This is a genomic window from Clostridium culturomicium, assembly GCF_000821305.1.
Lineage (GTDB): Bacteria > Bacillota > Clostridia > Clostridiales > Clostridiaceae > Clostridium_J > Clostridium_J culturomicium.
In genome coordinates, this window is the sequence record NZ_CCXK01000014.1 from 367,338 (window position 1) to 383,825 (window position 16,488).

The following is a 16,488-nucleotide window of genomic DNA, read 5'->3' on the forward strand; positions in this document are numbered from 1 at the left end:
TTATATTTGGGCAACCTATAAATTACTAGCTGGTATTAATATCTCTTCATTTTTAATCTCCGAATCATATATTAAATACTTTTTGCCTTTAATAACCTCTTCACCCTTAGGAAAGTAAGCAGTATTCGCTTTTAATAAAACATTCCCATGTTTATCCTTCATGTCTTTTTTTAGATTTAACATATTCATTTATATTCCCTCCCTAATACTTCAAAGACTTTTACACTTTTATCTCAACTCTTATATTTTTACCTAAGAGTATTCCTAAGTGCTTACTAAAACTCCGATTAATAGCCTCAGCCCTTAGCTCACTATCAACTATGATTTTTAAATCTTGTCCATCCTCAACTATTTCTGAATCCATGAACCATGTTTTATATGTTACCTCTGACCATTGGTCCAAAATTAATTTATGATACTTAGTAGGAATGGATAAGGGTGGAGGTGAAGGAGGTGTAATTTCTTCCCCTTCTTCTCCTTCTTTATCATTGTTTTCATTCTTTAATTCTTCTTCATTCTTGTTTGTGTCCACCTTATTGGGACTTATCTGGGACTTATCTGTCCCTATGGTTGTCCCTTCTGTTGGGACTTCGTTGTCCTCACTGTTGTCCCTATCGTTGTCCTCTTCATTGTCCTTTTTAGGTTCTGAAACTGCTTGATAATCCTTATAATTACTTATCTTTAGCGTTGTCCCCTTTTTTGAAGTTTTTAGAGTAATCATGTTATCCTTTTGGAGCAAGTCGAGAAATCTTTTTACCGTTTTTCTATCAACTTTCCATCTTTCAGATAACTTAATTGTTGATGTGTGAAAACTTCCTCTTTCAATCAAAACAATCTCATTTCCTATAAGGATTTTTCTCTCCTGGTGGTTAGCTTGAAGAAGGATATCTAACCACCATTTAAGCTTTAGAGGGTCTTCCCATATCCAATTTTTACGAATTGCTCTATGGAGCTTTATCCATCCTTCATCCATACCATCACCTACTTATTTTTTATGCATTTAAGCCCCACTGCTCTCTTAATGAATTTTCTAAATCATTCCATTGCTCATAACTTAACTTTATCTTTGTTTCAACATCTGAATCCTCAACTAATACTTCTACATGTCCTCCTGCTTCATTAATTGAAACTACCTTGCCATCATTTGCTCTAAGGTCCATTTCCATCCTATACATTCTTTTCACCTACTTTACCTTTTTGGAAAGCCTTTCATATACTTGTTGATATTCGTCACTTGAAAGCTCTCTTATCTCGCTACATCCAAATTCTTTTTCTATAACCTTCTTTACATCAGCCTCTGTTATGTTTGCACTCGCAGCTAAGTTCATTAATTTACTTATCTCTGCTTCACTTATAGAATTAGGTAAGGCCCATGCAGGTAATTTAGGAACTTTCCAATATATAGTCCTTTTATCTTTAGCTGTTGCCTTTTTCCATCCTATATTGTCTTTAGGTTTTTCTAATGAACACTCTGCAAAATTTTCAGTAAGGTTATATAAATATCTTCCTATGCCGTATCCACTACTAGCACATCTTTTTAATGCTCCACTTATTCCACCTTTAAAAGGTTCAACGTTACTTTCGCTGGCCCCATCTTCTTTATATATCCACTCTCCATCTTTGTCCTTTACAGAGATTCTACAGATAATATTGCTATCATTGGACCCTGTTCTGTATTCTACTTTCCATCCATCAAACCCAAATACATAATCTAATCTGTTCTGTATAGCTCTAGCCTGTACATAACATAGAACCATCACCCATGGCTTATTGTTGTTACTTACTCCACAGCTTTGAACTCTCCATTCAATCTCATTTTCTCCAAATGGTTTTCTTAATTCCTCTTGTATATCCATCACTTATACCTCTTAAAACTTAATTTCGAACTGCTCTGGTACTTCAATAACATTAATTCCATCGCAATCTATTATTTCACCAGTTTCTTTATGTATAATTAAATCACCATTAATCTCTAAATCTTTCTTAAAGTTACTCCAATCAAGCTTTTCAGTTTCTATTCTTTTAATATATTTTTCTTTATTAACTAATTTACAGTATTCAATAAGTTTCTTATCATCATGATCCAGCTTTGATGTTGGCTTTTTAAGTACCATTTCACCAGCTAGTAATGAATATTTCTTTTGAGTTTTAGTTTCTTTTGGTGTAATAGTGTTAAAATATGCTCTTAGCTGTGCAACCTTAAATCCTACACTATTTTCATGCGCTGCTCTTTTTCTCTCTATCTCCTCATGAATAGCTTCAATCTTTTGAGCTGCTAACTCTTCTAATCTTAAAAAGTCAGCTTTCTCTTCTTTTATCTCATCTATAAGTCTATCTGCCTCTATATCGTTTAAAATTACTTGAATATTCTCCATTACATTGCCCTCCAACATTCTTTATATTCCATATACTCTTTTTCAGTAAGTTCCTTTGTGAATGTTCCTGCTACTCTTCCAAATGTTTTTCCAATTGATGTGTCACATATAACAAAATCTCTAGGTTTTAAATTTTCATTGCCACTAGCTCTGAATGTATAGTGCTTGCCACCAACTGCATGAACAATTTCAAATAATGTATATTGTTTTTTAGATTCTCGAAGTTTAAATCTTGCATAACCCGGTATTCCTAAAGTTGAATTTATTAAATTTGAATAATTAGCTTTAATTGAAACTCCTCCATTTTCATTAATTACAACATATTTAATTCTTAAACCTTTATCAGTACAAACATAAACTCCTGGAACATTCCTCGCTATTACCTCCTGGAATGTAAACTCTGTTTGCTTTTTCTCAGAAGTATATTCCACTATTTCACAACCATTTTGTTTGTACCAACAAGTACTTGCATATTCCAAACTATCAAAACCACTAAAATTGAAAGTATATGCAATTTCTGCTCCATGGATATTGTAATAAGTAATATTTCTTGCTCCATTTATCCACTTTATCCCTCTGATATAACACTCTTCAATAAACTCTTTAGCTGCTTCCTCTGTTCTGCAATTAACAGCTATCTTTTCATTTTTAAATTTATTCCAATCAAATTTATTCATTTTCATTACCTCCTATGGTATAATTCACTTGAATATATTTTGTTATTGGTGCAAGGCTGTTGGCGCAGCTAAGCACCTATTTTTATGCTTGTACACTTCTGACTAACTTAAGAATTCTATCTAGTAAAGCTTTTAATTCCTCTGCCTTTGTCATTCTATTAAATCCAATATTGTTAAATTTAATATCAGCTGTAGCTATCTTAAGAACTGCTTTAAACTCTTCCTCTGTAGCACCAAGTGATACATCTTCAAATACTCCAACTCCCATTACTTTATTTCTCCTAACTCCTTTGCACAACTTTTACAAACATTTTTACCTCTGAAATTTTCAACATTAGCTGCTTCACCGCAAAATATGCAAGCTGGCTCATATTTCTTTAGGATTATTAAGTCTTCTTCTACGAAAATCTCTAATGGATCCTTAATGTCTATATTCAAAGTCCTTCTTAATTCAATTGGTAAAACCACTCTTCCTAATTCATCTACTTTTCTAACAATCCCTGTACTTTTCATTATTCTCTCTCCCCTTCAATTAAATTTGCACTTAAAAATACTTTCTTTTTATCATGCCAAACTAAGTCAATAGGACTATCGCAGCCTTTACATCTAACTTCATTTAAATCATTTGCTACATAAAACCCCGCTCTAGTATTACAGTTAGGACAAGTATATTTTGCATACTTAATGTTCTCAAACTGTGGAAGTTCACTGCTGCAATTCATACAAACCAAATTGTGTTCTTTATGAATTAATTCTCCATTTTCAATATACATAATAGGTGTTGCTACCTTCCCACATCTTTCACACTTAACCATAAGTAAATGCTTTTTACCTTGAACTTTTTCAGTTTTCTCTCCAAGTTCTTTTACTACTGGTTTAGTTTCAGATAGAGCACGTCCAACCTCACAAGATATTTCTGCAAACTTTTCCTTGAAATCTTGATCTAGTTTAATGTTAGTTACACTAACCTGGCTTGTTGTTTCACATCCTCCATCAATAACCATTGTTGCTAATTTCTTAAACAACTCATTAGCTTGTCCAGTTGGAACATCAATTGAAACTCTAGATTTCTTTTCTAAAATAACTGATATTTTCATTTTAAAATTCCTCCTTAATTTACATCTTCCCCCATAAGATGTTAGAATATTTTTGAAAGGGGGTGAGTTTAATTTATGGCTACTATTTCAGATCAGTTCAAAATTTATGACAATATTTCAAAACAACTTGATTCATATAATCGTATTCTTAAAAGCACTATAAACGTTAATGTACCTACATACGACTTTAAGATTATTACCGAATCTATTAATCCCTTTACAGCACAGTTGAATTTAATATCTAACCAATTTGCTATGATTAATTCTTCTATACAACCATTCCAAGATTATATGAATTCAATTAATAAAATTATCAATCAATATTTAGAAGCTACTACACCTAAATTTAATTTTGAATATCTAAATAATTTAAAAATACTATCTTCATTTACTCCAGATGATTTAGAATATATTGATGAGACTTCATTTATTAATACTGTCGATGAAATCTATACTAATATAAATGATTTTGATACTACTAATGATTCAGTTGAGCTTAATGAATATACAAGTTGTTTTTTATCTTTAAAACAACTTATTCAAAATTCTTCTCTAACTTGGGAAAGCTTTCGTTCATTTATAGCTTTATTGATAACAATATTTACAGTGTTTCAGCCATATTTAGATAATTCATCTGAAATAATGATAGAACAACAACAAGAAATTATAGAGCTAGAAAAACAAAAATTAGATTTATGTGATGATATTAGTGATAGTTTGAAGAATATCGATAATTCTTGTTGTGACATCACTAGTACCTTGGAAAATATCAACAACTCCTTGGAAACTCTTATCGAATCTATTAATCATTAAATTGATACTAACTATTATTAATGTAAAATATATAGTTTGGCTAACTTGAATAAATTTAAAATTTTTACTTATAGTTGATAACTGCTCTTGAACTGGTACTTCTTGAGCAGTTTCTTTTAATGCTGCTAGTGCTATCTCTAAAGCTTGTACATCTTTTTCTGTTGGATTAACACTCTCAAACTCTTTACAGTCTGCTCTTAGGCTTTCTAGTTGTAATATTGCTTCTTTTTTATCCATAGTTAATTCCTCCTTAAAAAACTATGTCTGGATTATGTAGCTCATGAATTCTCTGTATTAAATGATCTATTTTAGTAGCAATTGCTATTTGTAGTGTAATCGTATTACTAATCGCAAGGTCTCCTAACTCATTGCTATAATCCCTTAATCTCTCGATTTGCTCCTCTAATATTTCAATTAATTCTTGTTTATCCATTTATAATTCCTCCCCTCTCTAACTCTCTCCTAGACTTCCTATACTGTCTATCTAATAACCTTTTGCATGGTATACAATAGCTTTGATAACCTCCACCAGTTCGTTTAGGAAACTCGGTTTCCTCTTTGTACCCATGGCAGCTGGCACATTTACGAATCATATGACACCTCTACTGATATTCGTTAAATCCTTTGATTAAGCAACAATGAATACATAACTTATCCTCTTCCAAATTCTCTTCAATAATAAACTCAAGATGAATCTCTTTATATTTATCCATTACTACTGTTGCAACCTCATCACAACCATTCATAAAATCTAAAATCCATTCTCCTGTTTCTTCATGCTGAAATGCATAAAAGCTTGTTGCAACACTTGCAGACATCAAATCTGTACATATTAACACTCCAACATTACTATTGCATTGTTCCATTTCTAGTAACGCATTAATAGATTTAATCTCACCTTGAACTTGATCCTCTTCAAAACAATCTCTAAACACGTAAGTTTTTGTATAAGTACTCCACATCTACATTGCCTCCTCTATAGATATCTGATTATTTACTTGTATAATTTCTTCTTCTAAAACTGTTGGAACTACATAGTTATTTACTATCCCCCTAGCCTTTTCTAACTGACTTCTCTTAATAGCTTCATATCTACTAACACCAAACTCTCTTCTTAGTTGATGCTGAATGTCTGAGTAAACTCTTCCTCTTAATGAATTATCTTTATATGCCTGGCTTTTATATCCACCTAAAACCTTAATACCTATTTTTCTAACTAAGTTTTGTAATTCTTTGCAATCCACATTAAATAAGGGCATATCATTTTCAAGCTTAGTAACTTTTGAATCTACTTCTTCAAGCTTTTCACCTTGTTCTTTAACTACCTGGAACTGTAACTCTAGTATCTCCATAGGACTTAATTGTTTCTTATGGCCTTCTTCAATGTACTGCTCCATCTCAGCAAACTTGTCCATGTATCTGTCAGTAAATAAGTTTCCTTTGGTTCCCGTAGTCTTATGTGCTAAAAACTCACACCCTCCTTTAGTTACCATATACTCTCTATTTGATTTACCGCTCTTATCAACATAAGAACCTTCTGTCCAATATTTACTGAATCCAATTTTGGCTTTAGCTAAATCCTCATTGATCCCATCAATCTTTCTTAATAACTTTGCATGTTCCATCTCAATCATTTCTGCAACTTCTCTGCTGCTTAATTTGTTTTCTAATTTGTTCATATTTCTTACCTCCTAAACTTTTTACCCTCTCACTGGAGCCGTTCGAATATACCCTCCAAATACATCAGGAGCCGCTTGAATATCTATTTAATCATCCTTTTAGCTAAAACTAATTTAGTTCTTTTATATTTTCTAAATCAGATAAATCCTTTCCAGAATAAGTTTCAAGAAATTTAAATAACTCTACCCTAGTAACTTTTAATCTTCCTAGTTTTAAGCCAACTAATATTTTTTTATCAATAAGTTCATACACTTTATGATTATCAACTTTTAAAAGCTTTGCTACTTCTGGAACTGTATATAATAAATCTTCCATCAAATTCAACCCCTAACCTGTAATTTTAAAATCCTTAAATATTTCATCTGTAGTACAATTGTAAATTTTAGCCATCCTTGCGATAAGCACTGCTGAAGGCTTTTGATATCCTTGTTCTAGCTTATAAAATGTACTCATACTTATATTTAAATTTTCAGCTGCTTGAGTGGATTCAAGTCCAGCATTTATTCTTCTAAGTTTAATTGGTGTTATTTTCATATTCATATCACTTCCCTCTTTAAATTCACAAGATAAATTTGTTATGTTAGGTGATTTATTTATCATGTTATATATATATTATGTCGCTTAAACCGTCATTTGTAAAAAGTCTAATTGTCGGTATTTACGTCATATTTTCAACTTATGTCGCTCTCACTCTGCTTTTCTTGAATTTTCTTAATATTGCTATTGATTTTGTCGGTAATTATGATAAAATTATCATACGAGGTGATTTTTTATGTTAGGTGATAAAGTTAAGTTATTAAGAAAACAAAATAAGGTTACACAACAAGAATTAGCAAATGCTTTAAATTTAAGTCGTTCTACAATAGGAATGATTGAAGGAAATAAACAAGGTGCCAGTAAAGATACTTTAATAAAAATAGCTGACTTCTTTAATGTTACAATTGACTATTTGCTTTCAGATGATAAAGATATGAATGATATAGATGATATAAAAATATCTAAAAAAGCTGAAAAGGATATAAAAAAAGCTCTTAGTGAAACACTAGAGCAACTCGAAAATTCTCAAGATGGCTTGATGTTTGACGGTGAACCTATTGATGATGAAACTAGAGAACTATTAAGATTAAGTATTGAAAATTCAATGAAACTTGCTAAGCAAATTGCTAAGGTCAAATATACTCCAAATAAGTACAAAGACAAGAAGTAATATACACAGGGGATGGGTTTAATGAAAAACTATATAAAAAAAGAAGTTAATCGACTGATAAAAAAATATAATACTAATAATCCTTTTGAAATTGCAAAAGGTGAAAACATTATTATCTTATTTGAAAAACTAGGTAATATTAATGGATATTATAATAAATATGCTAGACAAAAGTTTATTCATATCAATGAAGATTTAGATTTTCAATCTCAATTCTTAACATGTGCTCATGAATTAGGTCATGCTAGAATCCACCCTGATTCTAATACCCCTTTTTTTAGAGATAATTCTTTTTATTCTATAAATAAACTTGAAAAACAAGCAAATTATTTTAGCGCTGAATTGCTTATAGATGCAAATAAAATTGATAAATGCCTCTTAGGTTTATATTCTGTAGAGCAATTAGCAGCTATATATAATGTACCTGTTGAGTTAATCAATCTAAAATTTAATCTAGGTTAATGTATATTTTTTTACCATTTCTTGAACATACGTTTGTGGAAGGAGGTTATTTTATGACTATCTAGAGTTTCTTACACTAGATTTTAAAAAATAATCATTTTTTAATAATGAAAGTAATTGGAGGTAATATAATGCAAGGTGGAACAAGAAAACGTGGCTCAACATGGAGCTATTACTTCGATTTAGGAATGGTTGAAGGAAAAAGAAAGAAAAAAGAAAAAGGAGGGTTTAAAACAAAAAAAGAAGCTCAAGAAGCTTTAAGAATTGCTTTAAATGAATATGAAAAATGTGGATCTATCATAGAAGAAAGCAATATTTCTGTTTCTGATTACTTTGATTATTGGTACAAAGAATATGTAGTTATTAATTGCAAATATAATACTCAAGATTATTACAAAAGAATAATAAATAATCATATAAAACCAATATTAGGTAAATATAAACTGAAATCATTAACCCCAGCATTATTGCAAGAATTTATTAATAAAAAATACTTAAGCGGATTATCTAAATCCAGTATAGAGAATTTTTACAGTGTACTTTCTAGTGGATTAAAATCTGCAGTATATCCCTATCAATTTATAAAAGACAATCCTATGCAATATGTTAAACTCCCTAAAGATGATAAATCTAAAAATGCTAAAGATGATTTAAAACTAATATCTCTTGAAGATTATAATAAAATCACCAAAAGATTCCCTGTAGGTAGTAACTTTTATATACCACTTCAAATTGCTTTTCATACCGGTATGCGTGGTGGTGAAATCACAGCATTACAATGGAATGATATTGATTTAAATAATAAAACTATACAAGTTCGTCATACTTTAATAAATAAAGGAAAAGGAATATTTGAACTAGGAACACCTAAAACCATAAGCTCCAATAGAACAATTGTTATAGGTGATACTTTAGTTAATATACTAAAAAAGCACAGTTTACTTCAAAAAGAAAATAAATTAAGATATGGTGAATATTATACTAATTCAAATTTTATATGTACTAAAGAAAATGGTGAACACATAACAACTGATAGTCTTAAGTATTTATCACGTGTAATAAATTACGAATTAGGTATAACTTTTAACTTTCACTCTCTTAGACACACTCATGCTACTATGCTTTTAGAAGCTGGAGCTAATATTAAAGATATCCAAGCAAGATTAGGGCACTCAAAATTATCCACAACTATGGACACGTATTCGCATGTTACTAACAAAATGAAAAATGATACTGTTAATATTTTAGAAAATATTATTTTAAAAAAATAATTTGCCACCAACTATAAAGTTACGGTGGCAAATCGGTGGCAAATCATATTTTTGCCAATATCAATACGGCTTAAACCCTTTATTTTCTTACTATCTTAGCAACACACTCAACATGATGCCCTTGTGGGAACATATCAACTGGTTGAATTTCCTGTGCTTTATATCCTAAGTCCTCTAATATTCTTAAATCTCTTGCAAGGGTTGCAGGATCACATGATACATATACTATCCTTCTTGGCTCAACCTCTGCTATAGCATGAAGAAGAGATTCCTCACAGCCTTTTCTAGGTGGGTCAAGCATTATTACATCTGGATTTATGCCTGATTTAATCAGCTTTGGTATTTCCTCTTCTGATTTTCCAACGATGAATTCTACATTTGAGACGCCATTATTCTTTTTATTTTCATTTGCATTATTAATAGCTTGAGGAATTATCTCTATTCCATAAACCTCTTTAGCTGCTTTTGATAGGAATAAGGAAATTGTTCCTGTTCCGCAATAAGCATCAAATACAACTTCATCCCCCGTTAGTTCTGCATATTCTAAAGCTTTGCTGTATAATACTTCTGTCTGTACAGGGTTAACCTGGAAGAAGGATAATGGTGATATATTAAATTTAAATTCTCCAATGTAATCAGCAATAGTATCCTGTCCCCATAAAGTTATAGATTCAAGTCCTAATATTACATTGGTTTTATCTTTATTTATATTTTGAATTACAGATTTTAAATTTGGAATTTCAGCTTTTAATTCATCAACAAGAGCATTTACACTTGGGAGCTTGTTTCCATTTGTTACAATTACCACCATAACATCTTTAGTCTTAAAGCCTTCTCTTATCATTACATGACGAACTGTTCCACTGTGTGTTTTTTCATCATAAGCCTTAATCTTATATTTTCTCATCCAATCTTTTAGAAGCTCAACAACTTTATCTCCAAGTTTGCTTTGAATAAAACAAGTCTTCATGTCTATGATATCGTGAGATCTTGGTGCATAAAAACCTACCACTATATCCTCACCATTCATTCCCACTGGCAGCTGCACCTTGTTTCTGTAGTTATAAGGATTCTCCATACCTAAAGTTCTAAGAATCTCTGCATCCTCAAGCTTTCCAATTCTGCTCATAACATCTTGAACTCTTTGAGTTTTAAAATTCAACTGCTCTTCATAGGTTAAATGCTGAAGATTACAGCCTCCACATCTTTTATATATTGAGCAAACTGCTTCTGTTCTGCAGTTTGCTGGCTTTATAACCTCTAAAAGCTTCCCTACTCCATAATTTTTATTAACTTTTATAAGCTTAACCTTTACTTGCTCGCCTTTGATAGCGCCTTTAACGAACACTGTAAAATTATCTATTTTACCTACGCCTTCTCCTTCATGACCGTAATTGTCTATGTTAATTATATAATCTTCATTCTTTTTTATATCTAAATTTAGTGCTTTAGTCATTGTTAATTCACCCTCTATCAGTTTTCAATACTAATAATTTTAACAGAAATCCACTTATTTAACCACTATAACGTAAAAAAGTAACTTTAGCTGACAACTAAAGTTACTTTTTAGTATTAAATCACTTCTTATTTCATTGAAATGATGCTCAAATATTAAGCTCGTTTGTCAAAATTAAAACTTTGCACACTCAGTTAACTTTACAATAACTAAACCACAGTTGTTCTCTGCGGAAGTTCCACTGCCAAATTAAAGATTTTAAGCGTCACTTCTATATCGCCTCTTAAAGCATAAAAGATTCACAATCCGTTCTATTATTACTTATTGCACCAGGACCATTTATATTAACATCACCAGAAGTGCAACTTCCATTAATATTATATCTGCATCTCGCTGCTTCACATTGAATTGATGAACTGTTGCTGTAAGCAGAATTGGTAAATCTATTATCTACCACACCACCTATATTATAATTATGTACATTAGATAAAGTATGCTTAAGCCCTTTTTCTTCAAAAGATCCACAATTCGTATATTCCTTTGAGTGAGCATTTGTACCTTGAATGTGTATATTATTTGATGTGCACATCCCATATGTGTTATGCATGCAATTTTTGGCATTGCAGTTCAAATTTCCACTCATTTTAAACACTCCTTTGAGTTAGTTTTCATTAGTATGTGGAATTTTTAACTTTTTATGCATAAAAAAGGACACCCTTACGGGTGCCAATAATGTATCAGTTGCCAAAAATGTCGCCATTACAATTTTTGTCCACTTGACCATCAATTATACACTTATTTTTAATTTTTTTCAAGTTTTCTGGATTATTTTATAAACCATTTAAATATTAGTATCCTCAATAATATGAACCTTCATCATATTTGTGCTTCCAGTATGATTTATTGGAATTCCTGCAACAATAACTACTAAATCTCCATTTTCAACGTAATTTTCTTTTAATGCAATTTTTGAAGTTTTTTCAATTAAGTCATCAGTATCAACCACCTTTGGAATTATTACAGGTAAAACACCCCAGTTTAATGCTAAGCTTCTCGCAACCTTTTCATATGGAGTACATGCTAATATCATACACTCTGGTCTATACTTAGAAATTTGTCTAGCAGTTTGTCCGCTTTGAGTTGCTGTAATAATAGCAGGAACATTTAATTCCATAGCAGTACTACAAGTTGCTATACTTATTGCATCTGGAACATTTGAGCTATAATTCTTTCTTCTCTTTTCAAAAATCTCCTTATAGCTTAAATATTCTTCAGCCTTAACAGCTATACGTGCCATTGTTTGTACAACTTCTATTGGATATTTACCACTAGCAGTTTCTCCACTAAGCATTATTGCATCAGTACCATCAAAAATAGCATTAGCAACATCTGAAGCTTCAGCTCTAGTGGGTCTTGGATTTCTAATCATAGAATCTAACATTTGAGTAGCTGTAATAACAGGCTTTCCAGCTTCATTACATTTTTCAATTATCATTTTCTGAACTATTGGAACTTCTTCTGTTGGTATTTCAACTCCAAGGTCTCCTCTAGCAACCATGATTCCATCAGAGTACTCTATGATTTCATCAATATTATCAACACCCTCTTGGTTTTCTATTTTAGAGAAAATTTGAATACCTTCTCCTCCATTTTTACTAAGAAGACTTCTTATATCAATAACGTCTGAACCCTTTCTAATAAAAGATGCAGCGACTATGTCAACCTCACACTCAATACCAAATAATAAATCTGCTATATCCTTTTCTGTTAAAGCAGGAAGGTTAAGCTTAACCCCAGGTACATTCATCCCTTTATGATTTCCAATAACCCCTGTATTCTCAATAGTAGTTTTTATTATTGTTCCCTCTATAGCCTCTATTTTTAAAGCTACCAATCCATCATTAATTAAAAGTCTGTCTCCTGGTTTTACGTCTTTATATAAGCCTTTGTATGAGATAGAACATCTAGTTTCATCCCCAACTATATCTTCTCCACAATAAACGTCAAACTTACCGCCCTCTTGAAGCTCAACAGTTCCATTTTCAAAATTACCTGTTCTTATTTCAGGTCCTTTTGTATCAAGAAGAATTGCAATATGCCTTCCTAATTCTTTTCTTGCTTCTTTAACCATGTTGATTCTTCCTAAGTGTTCATCATGGCTTCCATGGGAAAAGTTCAATCTTGCAGCATTCATGCCACTTTCAATTAAACTTTTAATGATTTCCTTATCATTAGTAGTTGGACCCATGGTACATACTATTTTAGTTTTTTTCATCTTGTTCTCTCCTTCGATTCGTACTAATTAAGCCGGCATTCAAAAATGACACTCCCAATCTTTGATTTGGTCAGTGAAACTTTCACAAAATGCATGTTTTGATTCAATTGCCTGACTTACTCATTAAACACCCCACCTAACTGATATCAGGTGGAGTGTTTATATAATTTTAATTATCTCTATTAATTTGAAAGGCTAATTGATAAATCAAATAACTCTTCATCAAATACCTTTGGTATTGCTAAAGCTTCCTTAATATCCATATCTATTATTTTATTATTTTTAATTCCTATAACTCTTGCACTTTTTCCTTCTAGTAATACTTCAACAGCTTTGTTTCCCATTCTTGAAGCCAAAATTCTGTCAGAAGCACTTGGACTTCCACCCCTTTGAATGTAGCCTAGTACAGTAGCTCTAGTTTCTATTGAAGTAATTTCTTCAATTTTTTTAGCTAACTTTTGAGCTCCACCTACACCTTCTGCTAATATAATTATGTTATGAAGCTTGCCACTTCTTTTTCCATTGAAAATATTTTCACAGATATCCTCTACTGTAAATGGCTTTTCTGGGACAACAACATATTCTGCTCCACCTGCTATTCCTGAATATATAGCTAAGTCACCACAGTTTCTTCCCATTACTTCAATAACACTTACTCTTTCATGAGAACTTGATGTGTCTCTTATTTTGTTAATAGCATCAATAGCTGTATTTAAAGCTGTATCAAATCCAACAGTATAATCAGTATATGCTAAATCATTATCTATTGTTCCTGGAATTCCTATAGTTGGCACTCCTAAGTCACTTAATAAATCTGCTCCATGGAATGAACCATCTCCGCCTATTACTATTATTCCATCTATTTTTAGAACCTTTATAACATTGAGAGCTTTTTGTCTGCCCTCAGGAGTTTTGAATTCTTCACTTCTTGCAGTTCTTAATATAGTTCCACCTCTTTGAATTATATCTGAAACCGAATGTTTATCCATTTCAAAGATTTCTCCACTGATAAGACCATTATATCCTCTGTGAACACCATATACCTTAAGCCCTTTTTCTATCCCTGTTCTTACAACCGCTCTTATAGCTGCATTCATCGCTGGTGAATCTCCACCACTTGTTAGTACTGCAATTCTCTTCATATTATTACCCCCTAGGATTTTATAGTATATCATCTCTAGAATTTTATGCTTCCTCTACTTGTCCCTTAATAAACGCAGAAACAAATAGTATAACACATATATATTCTAATATTTTGAATTGTTACTTGCAACAGAATATACTGACATTTAACATTCAAATAACAATAATTCCCATTGAATATTATAATTACACCATAATTTTATTCTACCCATTTTTAATTTAAAGCCTTGATTAAAAAATATTTTAAGTTGAAATTTCCTTGGTAGCATTACCTATATTTTACCTCAAAATTCTCCATAAAACCACCGATTAGTTTTAAAATTTTAAATTATCACAAAATATCCATAAAAAAACATCTTCAAAATAATATTTTGAAGATGTTTTAAAAATAAAATTTATTATCTTTTTACAAGTGGAAATGCTATTACATCTCTTATTGAGGAAGAATTCGTAAGGAACATCATCATTCTATCAATTCCTATTCCAAGTCCGCCTGTTGGAGGCATCGCCACGTCTATTGCCACTGCAAACTCTTCATCCATTGGACTTGCAGTTTCAAATCCAGCTCTCAATTTATCTGCCTGCTCGTGTAGCAAAATTCTTTGTCTTAACGGGTTATTTAATTCTGAATAAGCATTACCAAGCTCAACTCCAAATGCATAAGGCTCAAATCTTTCAATTAATTCTTCATTTTCTCTATGAACTTTACATAATGGTGAAGAATCTAGTGGGAAGTCTATTACAAAAGTTGGCTCTATTAATTTGCTCTCACTGTATGCCTCAAATAAAGTTAAAATTAAATCTCCTTTATTTGCTTCTTGCAAATCAAAGCCTTCTGCTATTTCTTCCATTAATAAACTCTTTTCCTCAACTAAAGTTACAATTTCATCTCTAGTTAATCTTTCCACATCAATTCCTGTATCCCTAAGGACTAAATTACACATGGTTTCTCTTTTCCAAGGTGCTTTAAAGTCTATTTCCATACCATCATACACCGCTTTGGTTGTGCCTTTTACTTTTAGGAATACATCTTCATAAAGATCTTCCATAAGTCTCATCATATCATTGTAATCAGCATAAGCCATGTAGCATTCAAATAAAGTAAACTCTGGATAGTGAGTTCTATCTATCCCTTCATTTCTAAAAGAACGTCCCATGCTGAATACTCTGTCGATACCACCAACAATAAGTCTTTTTAAATATAACTCCGGAGATACATTCATGAACACTTCGCAATCGATGGCATTTACCTTTGTTATAAATGGCTTTGCTTCCCCTCCACCATATTTAGTATCTAAAATTGGTGTATCCATCTCCATAAAACCTCTTGAAGTCATGAACTCTCGTATTGCAAACATGGCTCTTGATCTATTCATAAATCTTTCTCTTACCTCTTGATTCATTATCATATCTAGGGATCTATGTCTTAATCTTAAATCCGCATCCTGAATTCCATGATACTTTTCTGGCAGTGGTCTGATGGATTTTGAAAGTATTGTAATGCTTGAAGCCTTAACTGTTGTTTCATTAGTTTTTGTTCTAAACACAGTTCCTTCAACACCAATTATATCTCCTGTATCTAAAAGCTTTATAACCTCATAAGCTTCTTCACCTATATCATTTTTACTGATATAAACTTGAATATTGCCGTCTTGATCACTCAAATTTAGGAAGGTAACCTTCCCCATTCTTCTAAGTAGCATTATTCTTCCTGCAATTGTGAAGCTCTCCTCTGGATTTATATTTTCAAAATTATTTAGTATATAAGTTGAAGTAGAATTTGGATTAAATGTATAAGGATATGCATTAATTCCTCTATCTAAAATTCCATTTAATTTCTTAATTCTCTCCACATTAAATTCATTTGCATCCTGCATTATTTCTTGTAAATTTTTAAGCTCTGCATAATTATTGTACATGATAGTACCACCTTTCAATTTCTTTAAGTTGTTAACTTAGTTTTTAACTTTCTTTACTCTCCATATTTTTAATTAACCTCTACCTTCATAAGGCTAAATAGAGTATTAATTGC

Annotated in this window: 25 protein-coding genes; 4 read left to right on the forward strand and 21 right to left on the reverse strand. The window is 31.4% G+C overall.

Annotation, left to right across the window (positions count from 1 at the left end; all coding sequences use genetic code 11):
- Positions 1–15 precede the first annotated feature (15 nt).
- From BN1075_RS21495 to BN1075_RS05755, 9 genes are all read right to left on the reverse strand, one after another.
- On the reverse strand, positions 16–189 hold the full coding sequence (locus BN1075_RS21495; protein ID WP_156132766.1) for a hypothetical protein: 174 nt from the start codon (positions 187–189) through the stop codon (positions 16–18).
- 31 nt (positions 190–220) lie between these two features.
- Complete coding sequence (locus BN1075_RS20615; RefSeq protein WP_052406412.1) at positions 221–973, reverse strand: hypothetical protein; 753 nt, start codon at positions 971–973, stop codon at positions 221–223.
- Positions 974–992: 19 nt separating this feature from the next.
- A complete protein-coding gene (locus tag BN1075_RS05725) occupies positions 993–1,175 on the reverse strand; it encodes a hypothetical protein (RefSeq protein WP_148315464.1) in 183 nt (60 codons plus the stop codon).
- A gap of 9 nt (positions 1,176–1,184) precedes the next feature.
- Positions 1,185–1,856 (reverse strand): Rad52/Rad22 family DNA repair protein, encoded by a 672-nt coding sequence (locus tag BN1075_RS05730; RefSeq protein ID WP_052406413.1) that lies wholly within the window; start codon positions 1,854–1,856, stop codon positions 1,185–1,187.
- Between the two features lie 12 nt (positions 1,857–1,868).
- Positions 1,869–2,375 carry a host-nuclease inhibitor Gam family protein gene (locus BN1075_RS05735; protein WP_040192115.1) on the reverse strand — a complete coding sequence of 169 codons (507 nt, stop codon included), beginning with the start codon at positions 2,373–2,375 and terminating at the stop codon, positions 1,869–1,871.
- Positions 2,375–3,052: a hypothetical protein gene (locus BN1075_RS05740; RefSeq protein ID WP_040192116.1), complete on the reverse strand. Its 678-nt coding sequence runs from the start codon at positions 3,050–3,052 to the stop codon at positions 2,375–2,377. The genes BN1075_RS05735 and BN1075_RS05740 overlap by 1 nt, the downstream gene beginning before the upstream one ends.
- 82 nt (positions 3,053–3,134) lie before the next feature.
- The gene (locus BN1075_RS05745; RefSeq protein ID WP_040192117.1) at positions 3,135–3,320 is read right to left on the reverse strand and encodes a hypothetical protein; all 186 of its coding nucleotides are present in this window, start codon (positions 3,318–3,320) and stop codon (positions 3,135–3,137) included.
- The gene (locus tag BN1075_RS05750; protein WP_040192118.1) at positions 3,320–3,565 is read right to left on the reverse strand and encodes an AbrB/MazE/SpoVT family DNA-binding domain-containing protein; all 246 of its coding nucleotides are present in this window, start codon (positions 3,563–3,565) and stop codon (positions 3,320–3,322) included. The genes BN1075_RS05745 and BN1075_RS05750 overlap by 1 nt, the downstream gene beginning before the upstream one ends.
- Complete coding sequence (locus BN1075_RS05755) at positions 3,565–4,149, reverse strand: hypothetical protein (RefSeq protein ID WP_040192119.1); 585 nt, start codon at positions 4,147–4,149, stop codon at positions 3,565–3,567. The genes BN1075_RS05750 and BN1075_RS05755 overlap by 1 nt, the downstream gene beginning before the upstream one ends.
- Before the next feature lie 75 nt (positions 4,150–4,224).
- Between BN1075_RS05755 and BN1075_RS05760 the strand changes: the two genes are divergently transcribed.
- The gene (locus BN1075_RS05760; protein ID WP_040192120.1) at positions 4,225–4,962 is read left to right on the forward strand and encodes a hypothetical protein; all 738 of its coding nucleotides are present in this window, start codon (positions 4,225–4,227) and stop codon (positions 4,960–4,962) included.
- Here BN1075_RS05760 and BN1075_RS21500 read toward each other — a convergent pair.
- The 7 genes from BN1075_RS21500 to BN1075_RS05785 all read right to left on the reverse strand — a co-directional run bounded on the left by BN1075_RS21500 (position 4,843) and on the right by BN1075_RS05785 (position 7,176).
- Complete coding sequence (locus BN1075_RS21500) at positions 4,843–5,199, reverse strand: hypothetical protein (protein WP_148315465.1); 357 nt, start codon at positions 5,197–5,199, stop codon at positions 4,843–4,845. The genes BN1075_RS05760 and BN1075_RS21500 overlap by 120 nt on opposite strands.
- 13 nt (positions 5,200–5,212) lie before the next feature.
- Positions 5,213–5,395 (reverse strand): hypothetical protein, encoded by a 183-nt coding sequence (locus BN1075_RS05765; protein WP_040192121.1) that lies wholly within the window; start codon positions 5,393–5,395, stop codon positions 5,213–5,215.
- Positions 5,388–5,555 (reverse strand): hypothetical protein, encoded by a 168-nt coding sequence (locus tag BN1075_RS21505; RefSeq protein WP_156132768.1) that lies wholly within the window; start codon positions 5,553–5,555, stop codon positions 5,388–5,390. The genes BN1075_RS05765 and BN1075_RS21505 overlap by 8 nt, the downstream gene beginning before the upstream one ends.
- Before the next feature lie 9 nt (positions 5,556–5,564).
- Positions 5,565–5,924: a hypothetical protein gene (locus BN1075_RS05770; protein WP_040192122.1), complete on the reverse strand. Its 360-nt coding sequence runs from the start codon at positions 5,922–5,924 to the stop codon at positions 5,565–5,567.
- Positions 5,925–6,641, reverse strand: coding sequence for an ORF6C domain-containing protein (locus BN1075_RS05775; protein WP_040192123.1), 717 nt, complete (start codon positions 6,639–6,641; stop codon positions 5,925–5,927).
- 109 nt (positions 6,642–6,750) lie between these two features.
- On the reverse strand, positions 6,751–6,957 hold the full coding sequence (locus tag BN1075_RS05780) for a helix-turn-helix domain-containing protein (protein WP_040192125.1): 207 nt from the start codon (positions 6,955–6,957) through the stop codon (positions 6,751–6,753).
- A 12-nt stretch (positions 6,958–6,969) separates the two neighbouring features.
- Positions 6,970–7,176, reverse strand: a complete 207-nt coding sequence (locus BN1075_RS05785) for a helix-turn-helix domain-containing protein (protein ID WP_040192401.1) — start codon at positions 7,174–7,176, stop codon at positions 6,970–6,972.
- Positions 7,177–7,414: 238 nt separating this feature from the next.
- On the opposite strand from BN1075_RS05785, the gene BN1075_RS05790 reads away from it, so the two are divergent.
- From BN1075_RS05790 to BN1075_RS05800, 3 genes are all read left to right on the forward strand, one after another.
- The gene (locus tag BN1075_RS05790) at positions 7,415–7,849 is read left to right on the forward strand and encodes a helix-turn-helix domain-containing protein (RefSeq protein ID WP_040192126.1); all 435 of its coding nucleotides are present in this window, start codon (positions 7,415–7,417) and stop codon (positions 7,847–7,849) included.
- Positions 7,850–7,870: 21 nt separating this feature from the next.
- On the forward strand, positions 7,871–8,311 hold the full coding sequence (locus tag BN1075_RS05795; protein WP_040192127.1) for an ImmA/IrrE family metallo-endopeptidase: 441 nt from the start codon (positions 7,871–7,873) through the stop codon (positions 8,309–8,311).
- A 131-nt stretch (positions 8,312–8,442) separates the two neighbouring features.
- On the forward strand, positions 8,443–9,582 hold the full coding sequence (locus BN1075_RS05800) for a tyrosine-type recombinase/integrase (RefSeq protein ID WP_040192128.1): 1,140 nt from the start codon (positions 8,443–8,445) through the stop codon (positions 9,580–9,582).
- Between the two features lie 79 nt (positions 9,583–9,661).
- On the opposite strand, the gene rlmD is transcribed toward BN1075_RS05800, so the two are convergent.
- The 5 genes from rlmD to lysS form a co-directional block, all read right to left on the reverse strand.
- Entirely contained in the window at positions 9,662–11,038 is a 1,377-nt protein-coding gene (gene rlmD, locus BN1075_RS05805) for a 23S rRNA (uracil(1939)-C(5))-methyltransferase RlmD (RefSeq protein WP_040192129.1), read from the reverse strand.
- A gap of 283 nt (positions 11,039–11,321) precedes the next feature.
- Positions 11,322–11,681, reverse strand: a complete 360-nt coding sequence (locus tag BN1075_RS05810; RefSeq protein ID WP_040192130.1) for a DUF1540 domain-containing protein — start codon at positions 11,679–11,681, stop codon at positions 11,322–11,324.
- 198 nt (positions 11,682–11,879) lie between these two features.
- Positions 11,880–13,313 carry a pyruvate kinase gene (gene pyk, locus BN1075_RS05815; protein ID WP_040192131.1) on the reverse strand — a complete coding sequence of 478 codons (1,434 nt, stop codon included), beginning with the start codon at positions 13,311–13,313 and terminating at the stop codon, positions 11,880–11,882.
- Between the two features lie 182 nt (positions 13,314–13,495).
- Positions 13,496–14,455, reverse strand: a complete 960-nt coding sequence (pfkA, locus tag BN1075_RS05820; RefSeq protein ID WP_040192132.1) for a 6-phosphofructokinase — start codon at positions 14,453–14,455, stop codon at positions 13,496–13,498.
- Between the two features lie 399 nt (positions 14,456–14,854).
- Positions 14,855–16,375: a lysine--tRNA ligase gene (gene lysS, locus BN1075_RS05825; RefSeq protein ID WP_040192133.1), complete on the reverse strand. Its 1,521-nt coding sequence runs from the start codon at positions 16,373–16,375 to the stop codon at positions 14,855–14,857.
- Positions 16,376–16,488 lie beyond the last annotated feature (113 nt).

Excerpts from the sequence above, each read along its gene's own strand:
- BN1075_RS21495 (WP_156132766.1), bottom strand. The coding sequence starts at position 189 with ATGAATATGTTAAATCTAAAAAAAGACATGAAGGATAAACATGGGAAT.
- BN1075_RS20615 (WP_052406412.1), bottom strand. The coding sequence starts at position 973 with ATGGATGAAGGATGGATAAAGCTCCATAGAGCAATTCGTAAAAATTGG.
- BN1075_RS05725 (WP_148315464.1), bottom strand. The coding sequence starts at position 1,175 with ATGTATAGGATGGAAATGGACCTTAGAGCAAATGATGGCAAGGTAGTT.
- BN1075_RS05730 (WP_052406413.1), bottom strand. The coding sequence starts at position 1,856 with ATGGATATACAAGAGGAATTAAGAAAACCATTTGGAGAAAATGAGATT.
- BN1075_RS05735 (WP_040192115.1), bottom strand. The coding sequence starts at position 2,375 with ATGGAGAATATTCAAGTAATTTTAAACGATATAGAGGCAGATAGACTT.
- BN1075_RS05740 (WP_040192116.1), bottom strand. The coding sequence starts at position 3,052 with ATGAATAAATTTGATTGGAATAAATTTAAAAATGAAAAGATAGCTGTT.
- BN1075_RS05745 (WP_040192117.1), bottom strand. The coding sequence starts at position 3,320 with ATGGGAGTTGGAGTATTTGAAGATGTATCACTTGGTGCTACAGAGGAA.
- BN1075_RS05750 (WP_040192118.1), bottom strand. The coding sequence starts at position 3,565 with ATGAAAAGTACAGGGATTGTTAGAAAAGTAGATGAATTAGGAAGAGTG.
- BN1075_RS05755 (WP_040192119.1), bottom strand. The coding sequence starts at position 4,149 with ATGAAAATATCAGTTATTTTAGAAAAGAAATCTAGAGTTTCAATTGAT.
- BN1075_RS05760 (WP_040192120.1), top strand. The coding sequence starts at position 4,225 with ATGGCTACTATTTCAGATCAGTTCAAAATTTATGACAATATTTCAAAA.
- BN1075_RS21500 (WP_148315465.1), bottom strand. The coding sequence starts at position 5,199 with ATGGATAAAAAAGAAGCAATATTACAACTAGAAAGCCTAAGAGCAGAC.
- BN1075_RS05765 (WP_040192121.1), bottom strand. The coding sequence starts at position 5,395 with ATGGATAAACAAGAATTAATTGAAATATTAGAGGAGCAAATCGAGAGA.
- BN1075_RS21505 (WP_156132768.1), bottom strand. The coding sequence starts at position 5,555 with ATGATTCGTAAATGTGCCAGCTGCCATGGGTACAAAGAGGAAACCGAG.
- BN1075_RS05770 (WP_040192122.1), bottom strand. The coding sequence starts at position 5,924 with ATGTGGAGTACTTATACAAAAACTTACGTGTTTAGAGATTGTTTTGAA.
- BN1075_RS05775 (WP_040192123.1), bottom strand. The coding sequence starts at position 6,641 with ATGAACAAATTAGAAAACAAATTAAGCAGCAGAGAAGTTGCAGAAATG.
- BN1075_RS05780 (WP_040192125.1), bottom strand. The coding sequence starts at position 6,957 with ATGGAAGATTTATTATATACAGTTCCAGAAGTAGCAAAGCTTTTAAAA.
- BN1075_RS05785 (WP_040192401.1), bottom strand. The coding sequence starts at position 7,176 with ATGAAAATAACACCAATTAAACTTAGAAGAATAAATGCTGGACTTGAA.
- BN1075_RS05790 (WP_040192126.1), top strand. The coding sequence starts at position 7,415 with ATGTTAGGTGATAAAGTTAAGTTATTAAGAAAACAAAATAAGGTTACA.
- BN1075_RS05795 (WP_040192127.1), top strand. The coding sequence starts at position 7,871 with ATGAAAAACTATATAAAAAAAGAAGTTAATCGACTGATAAAAAAATAT.
- BN1075_RS05800 (WP_040192128.1), top strand. The coding sequence starts at position 8,443 with ATGCAAGGTGGAACAAGAAAACGTGGCTCAACATGGAGCTATTACTTC.
- rlmD (WP_040192129.1), bottom strand. The coding sequence starts at position 11,038 with ATGACTAAAGCACTAAATTTAGATATAAAAAAGAATGAAGATTATATA.
- BN1075_RS05810 (WP_040192130.1), bottom strand. The coding sequence starts at position 11,681 with ATGAGTGGAAATTTGAACTGCAATGCCAAAAATTGCATGCATAACACA.
- pyk (WP_040192131.1), bottom strand. The coding sequence starts at position 13,313 with ATGAAAAAAACTAAAATAGTATGTACCATGGGTCCAACTACTAATGAT.
- pfkA (WP_040192132.1), bottom strand. The coding sequence starts at position 14,455 with ATGAAGAGAATTGCAGTACTAACAAGTGGTGGAGATTCACCAGCGATG.
- lysS (WP_040192133.1), bottom strand. The coding sequence starts at position 16,375 with ATGTACAATAATTATGCAGAGCTTAAAAATTTACAAGAAATAATGCAG.